This window comes from Massilia consociata (genome assembly GCF_042432755.1).
Classification (GTDB): Bacteria; Pseudomonadota; Gammaproteobacteria; order Burkholderiales; family Burkholderiaceae_D; genus Telluria; species Telluria consociata.
The window spans coordinates 77,372-93,985 of record NZ_JBHLWP010000010.1; the positions used below are offsets into that span (position 1 = coordinate 77,372).

Sequence of the window (16,614 nt, forward strand, 5' to 3'; positions counted from 1 at the left end):
TGGTTGTTCGAATTGGTTGGTCGCGGCCGTGTCTCCCCGGCCGCGGTGTTTTACGCGCGAATCAGCAGCCGCAGGCCGCCTTCGGCGCCGAGTCCAGCGTCGCGGCGCGCGTCTTCAGGCCCAGTTTCTCGAGCAGCACGCGGTCGTCGTCCGCTTCCGGGTTGCCGGTGGTGAGCAGCTTGTCGCCGTAGAAGATGGAATTCGCACCGGCCATGAAGCACATCGCCTGCACCGCTTCGCCGAGCTCGCGGCGGCCGGCCGACAGGCGCACGCGCGCCTGCGGCATCGTAATGCGTGCCACGGCGATGGTGCGCACGAACTCGATCGGGTCGAGTTTTTCCACGCCGTGCAGCGGCGTGCCTTCGACCTGCACCAGGTGGTTCACGGGGACCGATTCCGGATACGGGTTCAGGTTGGCCAGCTGGGCGATCAGGCCGGCGCGCTGTTCGCGCGTCTCGCCCATGCCCACGATGCCGCCGCAGCAGACCTTCAGGCCGGCGCTGCGCACGCGGCCCAGCGTGTCCAGGCGGTCCTGGTACTCGCGCGTCGAGATCACGTTGTTATAGAAATCCGGAGCGGTGTCGATGTTGTGGTTGTAGTAGTCCAGGCCCGCTTTTTTCAATTGCTCGGCCTGGCCTTCTTCCAGCATGCCGAGGGTGGCGCAGGTTTCCATGCCGAGCGCCTTTACCTCGCGCACCATGGTCTCGACCTTTTCCATGTCGCGCTCCTTCGGGCTGCGCCAGGCGGCGCCCATGCAGAAGCGGGTGGCGCCGCTGGCCTTGGCCTGGCGCGCCGCATCGAGCACGGTGTCGAGGTCGAGGATCTTCTTGGCTTCGACGCCGGTGTCGTAGCGCGCGGCCTGCGGGCAGTAGCCGCAGTCCTCTTCGCAGCCGCCGGTCTTGATCGACAGCAGGGTGGCCAGCTCGACGTCGCCGTCCGGGAAGCTGGCGCGGTGCGCTTCCTGCGCGCGGTGCATCAGTTCGTTGAACGGCAGCTCGAACAGGGCCAGCACGTCGGCCAGTGGCCAGGTCGCGTTCTCGGCCTGCTTGATGGCGACGGGGCGATGCAGCGAGATCGTGTTCAGGGCAGCGGTATTGGTTTGGGACATCTTGGTTTTCCTTAGGTCTGGACGCGCGGGGAATGCCAGCCCGGCAGTCCCGCGAGGTCGATATATTCTGCGGCGGCTTGCGCCGTCGGGTTCTCCAGGCGGGGCACGTGGCCCAGCAGCGGCGCCGGAATGCGTTGCTCCAGCGCGTCGATGTTTTCAAGCGCGAAGCGCATGTCCGGGTCGACGGTATTGGCGACCCAGCCGGCCAGCACCAGGCCGCGCGACACGATGGCCTCCACGGTGAGCAAGGCGTGGCTGATGCAGCCCAGGCGCAGCCCCACCACCAGGATCACCGGCAGGTTGAGCTGGGTGGCCAGGTCGGCGCTGTCGAAGTCGTCGTTGAAGGGCACGCGAAAGCCCCCCACGCCTTCGACCACGACGGCGTCCGAGGCCGCGTGGATTTCGGTATAGGCGGCCAGGATCGGCACCGGCTCGATGGTCACGCTTTCCAGCGCGGCGGCGATGTGCGGCGCGGCCGGTTCCTTCAGCATGAAGGGCGTGGTGATGCTGATTGGCAGGTGCACGTTGCCCGCAGCGCGCAGCATGTCGGCGTCGTCGTTGTGCAATTCGCCGTCGCGCAGCTCGGCGCCGGCCGCCACCGGCTTCATGCCGCAGGCGCGGCGCCCGCTCTGCGCCAGCTTGTGCAGGATCGCGGCGGAGATGAGCGTCTTGCCGATCTCGGTGTCGGTGCCGGTCACGAAGCAGCAGAAGCGCGAGGGGACGGCATCGAGCGTCAGGGCTTCCGGTTGCGGCTCGGCAGTCTCCGCCTCGGCAACCAGGGCGCCGGCGCTTCCCGGCGTCGTGACGACCGGCGTCAGCGCCAGCGGCTCATCAGGTTCATTGAGGTTCTTCATGCAGTGGCCCTTTCCAGTTCGTTCAGCGCGCGCGCCAGCAGCGCCACGTCGTCGTGGCTGTGCGCGGCGCACAAGGTCATGCGCAGGCGCGCCGTGCCCGGCGCCACGGTCGGCGGTCGGATTGCCGGCACCCACAGGCCCTGCTCGTGCAGGCCGGCGGCCGCACGCAGGGCTTCGTCGTTGCTGCCGACGATCACCGGCTGGATCGCGGTGTGCGACGGCAGCAGTTGCCAGCGTTGCAGGCGCAGCGCATCGCGCAGGTGCGCCACCAGCGCGGCCAGGTGGGCGCGGCGCCGTGTGCCTTCTTCGCCGCCGATGATATCAAGGCTGGCCTGCAGCGCATGCGCCAGCGCCGGCGGCGCGGCCGTGGTGTAGATGTAGGGGCGGGCGCGCTGCACCAGCAGTTCGATCACGCTGGCGTGGGCCGCGATGAAGGCCCCGCCCACGCCGGCGGCCTTGCCCAGGGTACCCATGTAGACCAGGTTCGGCGAGCGCAGGTCGAAATGCTCGAGCGCGCCGCGGCCGCGTGCACCGAGCACGCCGAAGCCGTGGGCGTCGTCCACCACCAGCCAGGCGCCGTGGCGCTCGCACAGGGCCAGCAATGCGGGCAGCGGCGCCAGGTTGCCGTCCATGCTGAAGACGCTGTCGGTGACGACGATTCTCGTGCCGGCGCTGCTCGCGGCCAGTTGCGCCGCCAGCGCATCGACATCGCCGTGCGGATAGACCGTGACGCCGGCTTTGGCCAGCCGGGCGCCGTCGATCAGCGAGGCGTGGTTCAGCGCTTCCGAGAAGATCATCGCGTCGCTGTCCGCGCCCAGGGCGGTCAGGATGGCGAGATTCGCCATGTAGCCGGTGCACAGGTAGAGCGCGCGTGCCTGTTCCAGGTGCGGCGCCATCCATTCACCGAGGCGCCCTTCCAGCAGGGCATGGGCGCGGCTGTGGCCACTGACGAGGTGGGACGCGCCACTGCCGGCGCCGTAGCGTCCGGCGCCTTCGCGCAATGCCTCGATCACGTCGGGGTGCGCCGCCAGGCCGAGGTAGTCGTTGCTGCAGAAGGCCAGCATCGCGCGGCCGTCGACGACCTGGCGCGGCGCGCAGGGGCTGTCGGCCACGCGCAAGCGGCGCATCAGGCTTTGGCCGGCCAGGGCGTCGAGCTTGCGGTCGACACCGGCGATCAGGTCGGGAACGGCTTTCATGGTGCTCAACCCGCCATCACCGACTCGAACACCTTCTGCGTGCGCGCGGCCAGGCCGGCCACGTCCTCGTCGTCCAGCACGTAGGGCGGCATCAGGTACACGGTGCGGCCGATCGGGCGCAGCAGCAGTTCGTTTTCCACTGCGGTGGTGAAGAAGCGGCGCGCGAAGCTCGAGGCGCGCGCCGGGTCGGGCTCCAGCGCGTCGAAGGCGAAGATCATGCCGCGCTGGCGGAAGTGGTGGGCGCGCTCGTGCTCGGCCAGCGGCGCCAGCGCGATGGTGAGCTTGGTCGCCAGTTCGCGGTTGCGCTCCAGTACATTGTCGTCCTCGAAGATCTGCAGCGTGGCCAGGGCCGCGCGGCAGGCCAGCGGATTGCCGGTGTACGAATGCGAATGCAGGAAGCCGCGCGTGATGTCTTCGCTGTAGAAGGCCTGGTAGATGGCGTCGCTGGTGAGCACCAGGGACAGCGGCAGGTAGCCGCCGCTGATGCCCTTCGACAGGCACAGGAAGTCGGGCCAGATCGCCGCCTGCTCGCAGGCGAAGAAGGTGCCGGTGCGCCCGCATCCGACCGCGATCTCGTCGGCGATCAGGTGCACGTGGTGCTGGTCGCACAGCTCGCGCAGCAGTTCCAGATAGAGCGGGTCGTACATCGCCATGCCGGTCGCGCACTGCACCAGCGGCTCGACGATGATGGCGGCAATCTTGTCGCCGCGCGCCTCGAACAGCGCGCGCACATCGCCGATGGCGCGCTTGGCCACGTCCTGCGCCGATTCGCCTTCGCTTGCGCTGCGCGTGTCGGGCGCCGGCACCACGTGCGAGGCGCGCAGCAGCGGGCCATAAGCATCTTTGAACAGCGGCACGTCGGTGACGGACAGGGCGCCGATGGTTTCGCCGTGGTAGCTGCCCTGCAGGCAGACGAATTCCTGCTTGGAGGAGTAGCCGGCATTGCGCCACGCATGGAAGCTCATCTTCATTGCGATCTCGACCGCCGAGGCGCCGTCGGACGCGTAGAACGCGTGGCCGAGGTTGTGGGCGGTGAGGGCGGCCAGCTTTTCCGACAGCTCGACCACCGGTTCGTGGGTAAAGCCGGCCAGCATCGCGTGTTCCAGCTTGTCCAGCTGGTCCTTCAGCGCCGCGTTGATGCGCGGGTTGGCGTGGCCGAACAGGTTGACCCACCAGGAACTGATGCCGTCCAGGTAGCGCCGGCCTTCGTGGTCGTAGAGCCACGGCCCCTTGCCATGGCTGACGGCGATCAGGGGTACCTCTTCGTGGTGCTGCATCTGGGTGCACGGGTGCCACACGCTGCGCAGGCTGCGTGCGATCCAGTCGGAAGAGGTTTGCGGCTTCACGATGATTCCAATACTTAAAAACTAAAAAACCTAATTGAGCCAGGTCGGCTTGCGCTTCTCGAGGAAGGAGGCGACGCCTTCGCGGCCCTCCAGCGAGGCGCGGATGTTGGCGATACGGTTGGCGGTGTCGAGCAGCAGCGCATCGCTGACCGGCTGGTCCACGACTTCGCGCACCAGCTTTTTCGCCTCGGCCACGGCGTTCGGGCTGTTCGTCACCAGGGCCTTCACGATGCCGGCTACGGTGGTGTCCAGCGCGTCGGCAGGGACCACTTCGTGTGCGAAACCGATGCGGCGTGCCTCGGCGGCGTCGAAACGCTCGGCCGTCAGGAAGTAGCGGCGCGCGGCCTGCTCGCCCATGGCCTTGATCACATACGGAGAAATCGTGGCCGGGATCAGGCCCAGTTTGACTTCCGACAGGCAGAAGTGCGCCACCTCGCTCGCCACCACGATGTCGCAGGCGGCGACCAGGCCCATGCCGCCCGCGTAGCAGTCGCCCTGCACCTTGGCCACCGTGGGCTTGGGGCACAGGTAGATGGTGCGCAGCATGTCGGCCAGGCGCGCGGCATCCTGCTGGTTCTCGCTGTGCGAGTAGCCGGCCATCTTCTTCATCCAGTTCAGGTCGGCGCCGGCGCAGAAGGCCGGGCCGTTGGCGGCCAGCACGATAGCGCGCACCTGCTCGTTGCGTCCGAGCTCATCGAAGGCCAATGCCAGCTCGGCGATGGCGTGTTCGTTGAAGGCGTTGCGCAGGTCCGGGCGGTTCAGGGTGACGGCGGCCACCTTGTCGTCGATCGAGACGGTGAGAGTTTGATATTCCATTGTCATTTCCCTTTACATCCCGCATTTACATCCGGAACACGCCGAACTTCGTGTCCTCGATCGGCGCGTTGAGCGCGGCCGACAGTCCCAGGCCCAGCACCATGCGGGTGTCGGCCGGGTCGATGACGCCGTCGTCCCACAGGCGCGCCGAGGCGTAATAGGGGTGGCCCTGGTGCTCGTACTGCTCCTTGATCGGCTGCTTGAAGGCCGCTTCCTCCTCTTGCGACCACTGGCCGCCCTTGGCTTCGATGCCGTCGCGTTTCACGGTGGCCAGGACGGATGCGGCCTGGTCGCCGCCCATGACGGAAATGCGCGCGTTCGGCCACATCCACAGGAAGCGCGGCGAGAAGGCGCGGCCGCACATGCCGTAGTTGCCGGCGCCGAAGGAGCCGCCGATGATGACGGTGAACTTCGGCACCGAGGCGGTGGCGACGGCAGTCACCATCTTGGCGCCGTTGCGGGCGATGCCTTCGTTTTCGTACTTGCGACCGACCATGAAGCCGGTGATGTTCTGCAGGAACACCAGCGGGATTTTCCTCTGGCAGCACAGTTCGATGAAGTGCGCGCCTTTTAAAGCCGACTCCGAGAACAGGATGCCGTTGTTGGCGATGATGCCGACCTTCATGCCGTAGATGTGGGCAAAGCCGCAGACCAGGGTCGTGCCATATCTCGCCTTGAACTCGTCGAAGCAGCTGGAGTCGACCACGCGCGCGATCACTTCGCGCACATCGAAGGGCTTGCGGGTGTCGACCGGAATCACGCCGTACAGCTCTTGCGGCGCATATTTCGGCTCCACGCTCTCGCGCAGGGCGCCTTGCACCGGCTTGACGCGGTTCAGGTTCGACACGATGGTGCGCGCCAGCGACAGCGCATGCAGGTCGTTCTGGGCCAGGTGGTCGGCCACGCCGGACAGGCGGGTGTGCACGTCGCCGCCGCCCAGGTCTTCGGCCGTGACGACTTCGCCGGTTGCGGCTTTTACCAGCGGCGGGCCGCCCAGGAAGATGGTGCCCTGTTCCTTGACGATGATCGATTCGTCGCTCATGGCCGGCACGTAGGCGCCGCCCGCCGTGCACGAACCCATCACCACCGCGATCTGCGGGATGCCCTTGCTTGATAAGTTCGCCTGGTTGTAGAAAATGCGGCCGAAGTGGTCGCGGTCCGGGAACACGTCGTCCTGGTTCGGCAGGTTGGCGCCGCCCGAGTCCACCAGATAAATGCAGGGCAGGTGGTTCTGCTCGGCGATCTCCTGGGCGCGCAGGTGCTTTTTGACCGTCATCGGGTAGTAGGTGCCGCCCTTGACGGTGGCGTTGTTGCAGACGATCACGCATTCCTGGCCGCTCACCCTGCCGATGCCGGTGATGATGCCGGCCGAGGGTGCCGCACCGTCGTACATCTCGTAGGCGGCCAGCTGGGAGAATTCGAGGAAGGGCGTGCCCGGGTCGAGCAGCATCTGCACGCGGTCGCGCGGCAGCAGTTTGCCGCGCGCGACGTGCTTGCTTGAGGCAGCTTCGCCGCCGCCCTGGGCCATTTGCGCGACTTTCGCACGCAGGTCCTCGACGATGGCCTGCATGGCCGCGGCATTGGCCTTGAAGTCGTCACTGCGCGGGTTGAGTTTGCTCTCGATCTGGGGCATATGCCGTCCTCTGTCTCTTGTTCGCTGTTGTTCGCTGTCTTATGTCGGAAAACTGCCGTCCAGGTAATACCAGCGCGGCGCCCCGGTCTCGGAGTCGGGCTCGCGCAGGAAGCGGCTCACTTCATGCAGCCGGTGCGCCCGTCCGCCCAGCTTGAAGCGGGCGACGAATTCGACGGTGTCGCTGTCTGGATCGTCCGGCAAATCTACTTTACGTTGACGTAAACGTAAAGTAGATTTTACCTCAAGTCCCAGCCAGCGGATCGGTTCTTTCTCATCGATGATCGGCGCGCCCGGGCGGGTACTGGCGTGCCAGGTTGCCAGCAGATACGGTTCGTTCTTCTGGGTATACGCGGTGTAGCGCGAGCGCATCAGTGCCTCGGCCGTGGGCGGCAGGGTTTCCCCGGCGATATACGGGCCGCAGCAGGCGGCCAGCGACGGCCCGCCGCAGGGGCAGGCCTCGGGAGTGGTCGTTTTGGGCATGGCCGCCATTATCCGCCATTCCCGGAAGGGAGGGGACTATCGGTGCGCCGGGCCGGGTGTCAGGCGTTCAGTGTCAGCCCATCGGGCGCGAACGGCGGCGCCTCGCCTCGCATCATGCTTGTCAGTAACATGGCGCTGCCACAGGCGAACGTAAAGCCGAGCGGGCCGTGGCCGACGTTCAGCCACAGGTTGGCGTAGCGGGTGCCGCCGATGATCGGCGCGCTGCTCGGGGTGGCGGGGCGCAGGCCGGCCCAGACCGACAGGTTGGCGTAGTCGGCGGCGCGCGGCATGGTTTCCTTCACCTGGCGCGTCAATCCTTCCACCCGTTTTGGATCGTGGCGCAGGTCTTCGCCGACCATGTCCACCATGGCCGCCACGCGCAGCTTGTTGCCGATGCGCGCGTACAGCACCTTGCGCTCGAAATCGGTGACGCTGATGTCCGGCGCCACGTCGTCAGGGCGGATCGGCGCCGTCAGGCTGTAGCCCTTGAGCGGATACAGCGGCAGCGTGACCCCCACGGTGTCGGACAGCGTGCGGCTCTTGATGCCGGCCGCCAGCACGTAGCTGTCGGCGGCGATGGTTCCCGTATCGGTCTCGATGCCGGTAATGCGGCCGTGGTCGGCCAGCAGGCGCCGTGCTTCGCCGTGGACGAACCCCTGGAAGCGCGGATGGGCGCGCAGGCGCGCCGCCAGCGCCTGGCAGAAGGCGTAGCAGTCGGCCACCGCTTCGCCGCTGTTGTAGATGCCGCCGGCCAGCACCGGCTCGGCCGCCGCTAGGGCGGGTTCGCGCGCGGCGCACTGCGCGGGCGACCAGATCTCGCCGGCGCCGGGTTTGCCGGCCGCTTTTTCGAATACGTCGCGCGAGCGGTACACCACCAGCTTGCCGGCGTCGCGCCAGTCGAATTCTGCGAGCGGGATCGTGACTTCGAGCCGCTTCATGCCCTGGCGCGACAATTCTCCTAGTTCCAGCAGCTTGGCCGTGGTCTTGCGGTTGACGTCGGCGCGGCAGTGCGCGAGGAAACTGGCCAGCCAGCGGTACTGGCGCAAGTCGGCTTCGGGACGGAAGTGCAGCGGTCCGGTGTCCTGGAACATCCATTGGAGCGCCTTCAGCGGCACGCCCTCGTCGGCCAGGGGCGAAACGTAGCGGTAGCTGAGCTGGCCGCCGTTGCCGTAGCTGGAGCCGCTGCCGACATCGGGGGCACGTTCGAGGACGGTGACGTTGTAGCCGGCTTCGGCCAGCCACCAGGCCGAGGTCAGCCCGACGACGCCGCCGCCGATGACGATCACTTGCTCCATTCTTTGCTGCATACTGCACTCTTCTTGTTGGTTACAGGGTGGGAGCTTAGGGGCGGTTTCCGCGAACGGCCAATGAAAGTCGCACCGAGCGCCATAACCGGGGTGCATGCATCCTTTGGCATCATGTCGCCGCCTGGCCGGCGCTTGGGCCGGCAAGCGCATGCCGGTACAGCGCCGTGAGGATGCGTTCCTCGTAGCGCGCCAGTGCCGAATGACGCCCCTTGTCCAGGGCCGGGTCGCTCGACGTGCCGCCGGCCAGCACGATCATGCCGTTGCCGCGCGCCAGGTCGGCGGCGAACACCGAGCGCAGGCCGTAGGCGTCGCCCAGGTGGCCCACCGCCTCGAAGCCGCCGCCCTCGACCAGCGCCATGCCGGGACGGTCCGGGAACTGGGCGTTGCCCAGGCCCCAGGCGTTGAAGAAGCCGCCCAGCGAATCGCCGTTGCCGCCCTTGCCGTCATGCGTCCACTGGCGCGCGAACATGCGTTCCAGCGTGGCGCGCTGGACGATGCGCGTCGAGCCGTGCATTCCGCCGTTCATCAGCATGCGCATCACGACCCCCAGGGCGCGCGCCGAGATACGCAGGCCGCCGGTGGGGCTGAACGGCGTGGCGTTGGTGCCGGGCACATAGGTTGCGATGCCGGCGGGAGACGCGGGCGGCCGGGCGCTGTAGTCGTCCACCTGGGGTATCCACGGCCCGGCGGCGTTCCAGACCTCGGTGTCGACCGTGCGCTTGCGGTACAGCGTCGCCAGCTTGCCGAGCGCCGCGGGCGGCAGGGCCGACGGGTGGTAGCCGCCTTCCAGGCCGAGCGGCTGCAGCAGCAGGCGCTGCATGAGCAGGTCGAAGCGCTCGCCCGTCACCCGTTCCATCACGGTGCCGATCACGCCCCAGCCGAGGTTACAGTAGGTGAAGTAGGCGCCCGGGCCGGCGCGGCGCGACCACATCCCGCCTTCGCCGTACAGCGGCGCACCGGGCACCAGCACGTCCTTCAGGGCGGTCGCCAGCGGCCAGGAATAGCCGCCCTCGTCGCGCAGCGACGACGTGTGCGTGAGCAGCGTGCGCAGCGTGATGGGCTGGTCGGCAAAATGCGGGTTACGCAAGCTAAAGCCGAGGTAGTCCGAGACATCGGTATCGAGCGCGACCCGTCCCGCTTCCACCAGGCGCATCAGGCCCAGCGTGGTCATCATCTTGGAGATCGACGCGATGCGGAACAGGGTGTCCGGGGTGGCCGGACGATCGGGCAGCGCCCCGGCGCCGCCGCTGTTGTCGCTGCCGATATAGCGGCGCCCGAACGCCTGTTCGTACACCGCTTGCCCGCCGCGGATCGCCAGTACCGACAGGCTGGTCAGCTGCATCGCCGGGTCGTTCACGATGGCGGCCAGTTCGGCATCGAGGGCCTGGCGCGCGGGAAGGGCCGTGGCGGGAGACGACGGCATCGCGAACAGGGGCTCGACCGCCCCCAGCAGGGCCATGCCCAGCAAGGATCGCCTGCGCTCGTTCATCTCGTCCTTTCCCGCCGCCGTGGCGCTCGTTTAACAATAGCGGATGAGGATACGGAGTGACAGGAAGCCTTGCCAAATGAATAGCCGTGGCGGTGGCATAACTCTTTTATATTGGTATCAAGTGGTATGCTTATAAACGAAGCGAATGCGACCACAACGCTTTTTCATGGGCGGCACTGCGGCCGGGACCAAGGCCGCCATTACACTTCCTGTATCACATTCCCCCTATTGCCGATGACCAACCCGAGTCCTGCCTTCCAGGTCGACCTCAACGACAACTCGCCACTGTACATGCAGCTGGCGCGCAAGCTCGCACAGGACGTGCGTGAGGGCCGCTACCAGGCCGACCAGGCCTTGCCTTCCGAACGCACGCTGTCCGAGCAGCTCGATGTCTCGCGCGTCACCGCGCGCAAGGCGATCGACCAGCTGGTGGACCAGGGCCTGGTGGTGCGCCGCCGCGGTTCCGGCAATTACATTGCGCCGCGCATCGAGCAGCCGCTGTCGGACCTGTCGAGCTTTTCCGAGCAGTTGCAGCAGCGCGGCTACACGCCCGGCAGCCACTGGTTGCGCCGCGACGTGCTGCTGGCCGACGCCGACGAGCAGCTGTCGCTCGGCCTGTCGCCGAACACGCGCGTGGCGCGCCTCGAACGCCTGCGCCTGGCCGACGGCGTGGTGATGGCCTATGAAGTGAGCGTGATTCCCGCCGCCGTGCTGCCGCGTCCCGAGAGCGTCGGCGGATCGCTGTACGCCCACCTGGCCAGGAGCGGGCACATGCCGGTGCGCGCATTGCAGCACCTGCGCGCGCTGAACGCCCCCGCCGAACTGGCGGCGCGCCTGGCCGTGCCGGAAGGGCGCGCGGTCCTGTTCATCACCCGTGTCGGCTACCTCGAATCGGGTGAACCGGTGGAGCTGACGCACTCCTACTGCCTGAGCGACCACTACGACTTCGTGGCGGAACTCCGGCGGCCGGGCCTCTGACAAACCCTTGATTCTCTCACGCAGCATAACTTTTCGGCATGATGACGGGTGCAGCTTTCATGGGATGTCCCCGCCAATTGGTATTACACTGGTTTTATCGAAAACTCCGCACCAAGAAGACACGGCGATGCTGAAAACCGAAACCCCGGCCCAGGACCACGCAACACTCGACCAGTACCCGACCACGGAACTGGTCAATGTCTTGGTCGACGACCAGCTCAATGCCGTGAATGCGGTGCGCGCCGCCGCGCCGCGTATCGCCGCCGCCGTCGGCGCCGCGCTGCCGCGCATGGAAGCGGGCGGGCGCCTGATCTATGTCGGCGCCGGCACCTCTGGCCGCCTCGGTGTGCTCGACAGCGTCGAGCTGTACCCGACTTTCTCGTGGCCGCATGGCCGTGCGGTGGCGCTGCTGGCCGGTGGCCACGAGGCCATGTTCGTCGCGGTCGAAGGCGCCGAGGACGACCTCGAGCAGGGCGCGGCCGACCTGAAGAGCGTGGACGTGGGTGCCGACGACGTCGTGCTGCTGATCGCCGCATCGGGTTTTACTCCGTATGTGCTGGGCGCCCTGCGCGCCGCGCGCGCGGCGGGCGCGCTGACGATCGGCTTGGCCAACAACGCCGACGCCCCGGTGGCGCTGGAAGCGGAAGTCGGCATCACGCTCGACACCGGGCCGGAGATCATCTCGGGCTCGACCCGCCTGAAGGCCGGCACCTCGCAGAAGATCGCGCTGAACACCTTTTCCAGCGCCTTGATGGTGCGTTTGAACAAGGTTTACGGCAACCTGATGGTAGACTTGAAGGCTACCAATGCCAAGCTGGTGCGACGCGCCATCCGCCTGACCACTTTCGCCACCGGCGCCGACGAGGCAGCTGCGCAGGCGGTGCTGGAACAGTGCGGCTACCACGTCAAGACCGCGATCGTGGCCTTGATCAAACAAACCAGTGTCGAGCAGGCACAAGCCCTCCTGGAGGCGGCGCACGGCAGCGTGCGCGACGCCATCGCGTAATGCGCCGCTAGCGCCTGCCCGGGGCGCACCGGTATCGGATGCGCCGTACTTGCCCGACCACGAAAGACCTATGCAGACTTCGCTCGACAAACGTTCGTCAACCGCCAGCCCGTCGCAGTCCCGTCCATGGTTATGGGTGCCGTCCCTGTACTTCTCGCAGGCCATCCCGTATGTGGTGGTGATGAGCCTGTCCGTCATCATGTACAAGGACATGGGCGTGTCGAACTCCGACATCGCCTTCTACACCAGCCTGTTGTACCTGCCCTGGGTGATCAAGCCCCTATGGTCGCCGATCGTCGACATGTTCGGCACCAAGCGCCGCTGGACCGTGCTGTTGCAGCTGGGCGTGGCCGCTTCGCTGGTGGCGGTGGGCCTGTCGCTGCAACTGCCGAACTTTTTCGTCGCCAGCCTGGCCGTGATGTGGCTGATGGCCTTCAGCTCGGCCACGCATGACATTTCGGCCGACGGCTTCTACATGCTCGGCCTGCGCCAGCAGCAGCAGGCGGCCTTCGTCGGCGTGCGCTCCACCTTCTACCGCCTGGCGACGCTGTCGGTGCAGGGCCCGCTGGTGGTGCTGGCCGGCTACCTGGCGACCCAGCTGGGCGACGTCAAGCAGGCATGGTCGGTGGTGTTCTTCGTGCTGGCCGCCCTGTTCTTCGCCGCCTTCCTGTGGCACCAGGTGATCCTGCCCAGGCCGGACAGCGACCATAAAATTCCAAGGACCAGCAACCCGCTGCGCGACTTCTTCACCACCTTCGCGCTGTTCTTCCGCAAGCGCGACATCTGGCTGATCCTCGGGTTCATTCTCACCTTCCGCCTGGGCGAAGCGCAGCTGCTGAAACTGGTGGCGCCCTTCCTCAAGGACCCGATCGCCGCGGGCGGCCTGGGGCTCACCACCGAGCAGTACGGCATCGCCTACGGGACCATCGGCATCGCTTTTCTCACCATGGGCGGCCTGGCCGGCGGCTACCTGATCTCGCGTCTGGGTTTGAAGCGCTGCCTGTGGGTGATGGTGTTCGCGATCCACTTGCCGGACCTGGTGTTCGTCTACCTGTCGCAGACCCAGCCGACCAGCTTCGCCCTGATATGCTCCGCGCTGGCGGTCGAGCAGTTCGGCTACGGCTTCGGCTTCACCGCGATGATGCTGTACATGATCATGGTCTGCGAGGGCGAGCACAAGACCGCCCATTACGCGATCTGCACCGGCTTCATGGCCCTCGGCATGATGGTGCCGGGCATGTGGAGCGGGGATTTGCAGGAATACCTGGGCTACAAGAACTTCTTCATCTGGGCCTGCCTGTCCACGATCCCGGCGTTCATCATGGCGGCGCTGGTCAAGATCGACCCCGAGTTCGGCAAAAAATAACGATCGCGATCCGTAGGGTGGTCGGCTTCGCCGGCCGCGCGTGCAAACATGGCATGAACAGAGGCACCGTCCATTCTTTTTCCGGCGGACGCGGTCGGCATAGCCGATCACCCTACGAGTTCAACAACGATAAAACGATAAGATGGAGACCAAGCAGCAATGCGCGATGCACCGGTGCGCCTGACGTCGCTCGACGCCTTCCGTGGTTTGACGATTGCCGCGATGGTGCTCGTGAATAACCCCGGCGACTGGGGCAACCTGCATCCGCAGCTGGCCCACGCCAAGTGGCACGGCTGGACCTTCACCGACTGCATCTTCCCCTTCTTCCTGTTCATCGGCGGCGTGGCCATGACGCTCTCGCTCGGCCGCCTGGCCGCGGCCGGCGCCGACAAGCCGCGTTTGCTATTAAAACTGGCCAGGCGCGCCGCCCTGATCTTCCTGATCGGCTTCCTGCTCAACCTCATTCCGCATGTTGATTTTGAGACCGTGCGCATTCCGGGCGTGCTGCAGCGCATCGCGCTGTGCACGCTGCTGGCCGCGCCCCTGGTCGTCTACCTCGGCTGGCGCGCGCAGCTCGCCGTGGTGGCCGCCTTGCTGGCGCTGTACAGCGTCCTGATGCTGTGGGTGCCGGTGCCCGGCATCGGCGCCGGGGTGCTGGAGCCAGGCAAGGATTTCGGCGCCTACATCGACCGCATGGTCCTCGACGGCCACATGTGGGCCCAATCGAAGACCTGGGACCCGGAAGGCTTGATCAGCACCATCCCGGCCCTGTGCAGCCAGCTGCTGGGTGTGCTGGCCGGCCGCGTGCTGGCCTCGAGCCTGCCGCGCACCGAGCAGGTGACGTGGATGCTGTTTGCCGGCCTGGTGTTCCTGGCGCTCGGCTCCAGCCTCGATGCCGTACTCATGCCGATCAATAAAAGCCTGTGGACGGTGTCCTACTGCCTGTGGATGACAGGCTGGGCGCTGCTGGCCTTCGGCTGTGTTTACTGGCTGCTCGATGCCAATCCCTACGCCATCGTGCGCGCGCGCGCGGCCGTCTGGTCCAAGCCTTTCCTCATCTACGGGATGAACGCGCTGTTCATCTTCGCCTTTTCCGGATTCGTGGCCAAGATGCTCGGCTACATCAAGCTGGGCCAGCCCGACGGCAGCCAGCTTTCGCTCGGCCGCACGCTGTATGCGCCCCTCAAGGCGCTGCCGCTGGGCAGCGCCAACACCTCGCTGTTATACGCCATCCTCTTCAACGCCTGCATGTTCGCCATCGCGTATGGCATGTGGCGCAAGCGGTGGTTCGTCAAAGTTTGAAGAAAGAATGAAGGAGCGGATTTGAAGCCCAACTTGAAAAAACGCGCGTTCACGTTTGCGGGAATGGCCGGCATGACCGGCGCGCTGACGCTGGGCGGCTTGCTCACCGCCTGTACTACCCAGCCGACTGCCCCCGGCGGCGCGCCGGTCAGCGCGCCGGGCGCTGACATTCCGCCGCCGGCGCCGCGCGAGTTCCGCGCCGCCTGGGTCTCGACCGTCGCCAACATCGACTGGCCGAGCAAGCCGGGATTGCCCGCTGCGCAGCAGCAGGCGGAGGCCATCGCCATCCTGGAGCGCGCCAGGGCCCTGAACCTGAACGCCATCGTGCTGCAGGTGCGTCCGTCCGCCGATGCGATCTACCCCTCGAAGATCGAGCCCTGGACCGAATACCTGACCGGCGCCCAGGGCAAGCCGCCAAGCCCGTGGTACGACCCGCTCAAGTTCTGGGTGACCGAGGCGCATGCGCGCGGGCTCGAGCTGCACGCCTGGTTCAATCCCTACCGCGCGCGCCACGACAACGCCCGTTCCCCGGCCGCGCCGAACCACATCACCAACACCATCCCTTCCGCCGTGAAACGCTACGGCAAGTTCATGTGGATGGACCCGGGCGAGGAAGCGGCCTCGAAGCAGACCATGGACGTGATCCTGGACGTGGTGCGCCGCTACGACATCGACGGCGTGCACATCGACGACTACTTCTACCCGTACCCGATCGAGGCGCCGGAAGTCGCCGGCAACGCCCAGGCGCTGGATGGCAATGGCAAGCCGGCCAGCAAGGAACTCGATTTCCCCGACACCCCGGCCTGGGAACGCTACCTGGCCGGCGGCGGCAAGCTCGACCGGGCCTCCTGGCGCCGCGACAACGTCAACCGCCTGATCGAGGCCATGTACAAGGGCATCCACCGCGAGAAGAGCTGGGTGCGCTTCGGCATCAGCCCGTTCGGCCTGGGCCGTCCGGACCGCCGCCCGCCGGGCATCGTCGGCTTCTCGCAGTACGACAAACTGTACGCGGACGCCGAGCTGTGGCTGCAGAAAGGCTGGCTCGACTACTTCACGCCGCAGCTGTACTGGTCGATCGCGCAGCCGGCGCAGTCCTATCCGGTGCTGCTGGACTACTGGATCTCGCAGAACCCGCAGGGCCGCCACATGTGGCCGGGCCTGTTCACCAGCCGCATCGGCGCGGCGGCGCCGACCAAGACCTTCGAGCCGCAGGAGGTGCTGGACCAGATCGCCCTGACGCGCCAGCGCCCGCTCGCCACCGGCCACGTCCACTTCAGCATGGTTGCCCTGACGCAGAACCGCAAGGGCATCAGCGACCAACTGCGTGCCACCACCTACCCCGGCCCGGCGCTGGTGCCGGCCACCACCTGGCTGCCGAGCGAGCGACCGGGTACGCCCCTGGTCAGCGGCGCGCGCCACAAGGACGGGGTCACGCTCAAGCTCAAGGCAGGCAAGGCGACGGCACTGTACGCCGTCTGGGCACGGCACGGCAGCGAGTGGCGTTTTGCAGTCGTGCCCGCTTCGCGTGTAGACTGGACGATACCGGACGACGCCACATCCGGCGCCGCCAACCTGGTCTACGTGAGCGCGGTCGACCGCCTCGGCAACGAAGGCGCGCGCGTGCAGGCCTGGCGAAAACCGTAATGCGCATGCAAGGCTCATAAGCTTTGCTCATGCAAACACCGCCAACATGCATTCGCGTGCTGGCGGAACGACAACGTACACTCGCGGGC

General features: G+C 66.8%; 14 protein-coding genes. 5 read left to right on the forward strand and 9 right to left on the reverse strand.

Annotation, left to right across the window (positions count from 1 at the left end):
• Window positions 1-61: 61 nt before the first annotated feature.
• From bioB to ACFFJK_RS10560, 9 genes are read right to left on the reverse strand one after another with little or no spacing between them, the layout of a single operon-like run.
• Window positions 62-1,108, reverse strand: a complete 1,047-nt coding sequence (gene bioB / locus ACFFJK_RS10520) for a biotin synthase BioB (protein WP_379679080.1) — start codon at window positions 1,106-1,108, stop codon at window positions 62-64.
• An 11-nt stretch (window positions 1,109-1,119) separates the two neighbouring features.
• Window positions 1,120-1,962: a dethiobiotin synthase gene (gene bioD / locus ACFFJK_RS10525; protein ID WP_379679081.1), complete on the reverse strand. Its 843-nt coding sequence runs from the start codon at window positions 1,960-1,962 to the stop codon at window positions 1,120-1,122.
• On the reverse strand, window positions 1,959-3,158 hold the full coding sequence (bioF, locus tag ACFFJK_RS10530) for an 8-amino-7-oxononanoate synthase (protein ID WP_379679082.1): 1,200 nt from the start codon (window positions 3,156-3,158) through the stop codon (window positions 1,959-1,961). Before bioF ends, bioD begins: the two co-directional genes overlap by 4 nt.
• 5 nt (window positions 3,159-3,163) lie before the next feature.
• Window positions 3,164-4,504, reverse strand: coding sequence for an adenosylmethionine--8-amino-7-oxononanoate transaminase (bioA, locus tag ACFFJK_RS10535; protein WP_379679083.1), 1,341 nt, complete (start codon window positions 4,502-4,504; stop codon window positions 3,164-3,166).
• Window positions 4,505-4,534: 30 nt separating this feature from the next.
• A complete protein-coding gene (locus tag ACFFJK_RS10540) occupies window positions 4,535-5,320 on the reverse strand; it encodes an enoyl-CoA hydratase/isomerase family protein (RefSeq protein ID WP_379679084.1) in 786 nt (261 codons plus the stop codon).
• Window positions 5,321-5,345: 25 nt separating this feature from the next.
• Window positions 5,346-6,953, reverse strand: a complete 1,608-nt coding sequence (locus tag ACFFJK_RS10545) for a carboxyl transferase domain-containing protein (protein WP_379679085.1) — start codon at window positions 6,951-6,953, stop codon at window positions 5,346-5,348.
• 39 nt (window positions 6,954-6,992) lie between these two features.
• Window positions 6,993-7,433, reverse strand: a complete 441-nt coding sequence (locus ACFFJK_RS10550) for a YchJ family protein (RefSeq protein ID WP_379679086.1) — start codon at window positions 7,431-7,433, stop codon at window positions 6,993-6,995.
• 59 nt (window positions 7,434-7,492) lie between these two features.
• Window positions 7,493-8,890 (reverse strand): D-amino acid dehydrogenase, encoded by a 1,398-nt coding sequence (locus ACFFJK_RS10555; RefSeq protein WP_379679087.1) that lies wholly within the window; start codon window positions 8,888-8,890, stop codon window positions 7,493-7,495.
• The gene (locus ACFFJK_RS10560; RefSeq protein ID WP_379679088.1) at window positions 8,850-10,229 is read right to left on the reverse strand and encodes a serine hydrolase domain-containing protein; all 1,380 of its coding nucleotides are present in this window, start codon (window positions 10,227-10,229) and stop codon (window positions 8,850-8,852) included. The genes ACFFJK_RS10555 and ACFFJK_RS10560 overlap by 41 nt, the downstream gene beginning before the upstream one ends.
• 234 nt (window positions 10,230-10,463) lie before the next feature.
• Between ACFFJK_RS10560 and ACFFJK_RS10565 the strand changes: the two genes are divergently transcribed.
• The 5 genes from ACFFJK_RS10565 (at window position 10,464) to ACFFJK_RS10585 (ending at window position 16,525) form a co-directional block, all read left to right on the forward strand.
• Window positions 10,464-11,207: a GntR family transcriptional regulator gene (locus ACFFJK_RS10565; RefSeq protein WP_379679089.1), complete on the forward strand. Its 744-nt coding sequence runs from the start codon at window positions 10,464-10,466 to the stop codon at window positions 11,205-11,207.
• Between the two features lie 64 nt (window positions 11,208-11,271).
• On the forward strand, window positions 11,272-12,213 hold the full coding sequence (gene murQ, locus ACFFJK_RS10570; protein ID WP_379679090.1) for an N-acetylmuramic acid 6-phosphate etherase: 942 nt from the start codon (window positions 11,272-11,274) through the stop codon (window positions 12,211-12,213).
• A gap of 70 nt (window positions 12,214-12,283) precedes the next feature.
• Window positions 12,284-13,579 (forward strand): MFS transporter, encoded by a 1,296-nt coding sequence (locus ACFFJK_RS10575; protein ID WP_379679091.1) that lies wholly within the window; start codon window positions 12,284-12,286, stop codon window positions 13,577-13,579.
• Between the two features lie 159 nt (window positions 13,580-13,738).
• On the forward strand, window positions 13,739-14,881 hold the full coding sequence (locus ACFFJK_RS10580; RefSeq protein WP_379679092.1) for an acyltransferase family protein: 1,143 nt from the start codon (window positions 13,739-13,741) through the stop codon (window positions 14,879-14,881).
• Between the two features lie 63 nt (window positions 14,882-14,944).
• Complete coding sequence (locus ACFFJK_RS10585; protein ID WP_379679183.1) at window positions 14,945-16,525, forward strand: glycoside hydrolase family 10-like protein; 1,581 nt, start codon at window positions 14,945-14,947, stop codon at window positions 16,523-16,525.
• Window positions 16,526-16,614: the final 89 nt, after the last annotated feature.

Bases quoted from the DNA above. Each gene is read 5' to 3' on its own strand.
- bioF (WP_379679082.1), bottom strand. From the start codon at position 3,158: ATGAAAGCCGTTCCCGACCTGATCGCCGGTGTCGACCGCAAGCTCGAC.
- bioD (WP_379679081.1), bottom strand. From the start codon at position 1,962: ATGAAGAACCTCAATGAACCTGATGAGCCGCTGGCGCTGACGCCGGTC.
- ACFFJK_RS10585 (WP_379679183.1), top strand. From the start codon at position 14,945: ATGGCCGGCATGACCGGCGCGCTGACGCTGGGCGGCTTGCTCACCGCC.
- ACFFJK_RS10555 (WP_379679087.1), bottom strand. From the start codon at position 8,890: ATGCGCTTGCCGGCCCAAGCGCCGGCCAGGCGGCGACATGATGCCAAA.
- ACFFJK_RS10545 (WP_379679085.1), bottom strand. From the start codon at position 6,953: ATGCCCCAGATCGAGAGCAAACTCAACCCGCGCAGTGACGACTTCAAG.
- ACFFJK_RS10560 (WP_379679088.1), bottom strand. From the start codon at position 10,229: ATGAACGAGCGCAGGCGATCCTTGCTGGGCATGGCCCTGCTGGGGGCG.
- ACFFJK_RS10540 (WP_379679084.1), bottom strand. From the start codon at position 5,320: ATGGAATATCAAACTCTCACCGTCTCGATCGACGACAAGGTGGCCGCC.
- murQ (WP_379679090.1), top strand. From the start codon at position 11,272: ATGTCCCCGCCAATTGGTATTACACTGGTTTTATCGAAAACTCCGCAC.
- ACFFJK_RS10565 (WP_379679089.1), top strand. From the start codon at position 10,464: ATGACCAACCCGAGTCCTGCCTTCCAGGTCGACCTCAACGACAACTCG.
- ACFFJK_RS10550 (WP_379679086.1), bottom strand. From the start codon at position 7,433: ATGCCCAAAACGACCACTCCCGAGGCCTGCCCCTGCGGCGGGCCGTCG.
- ACFFJK_RS10575 (WP_379679091.1), top strand. From the start codon at position 12,284: ATGCAGACTTCGCTCGACAAACGTTCGTCAACCGCCAGCCCGTCGCAG.
- bioB (WP_379679080.1), bottom strand. From the start codon at position 1,108: ATGTCCCAAACCAATACCGCTGCCCTGAACACGATCTCGCTGCATCGC.
- ACFFJK_RS10580 (WP_379679092.1), top strand. From the start codon at position 13,739: ATGCGCGATGCACCGGTGCGCCTGACGTCGCTCGACGCCTTCCGTGGT.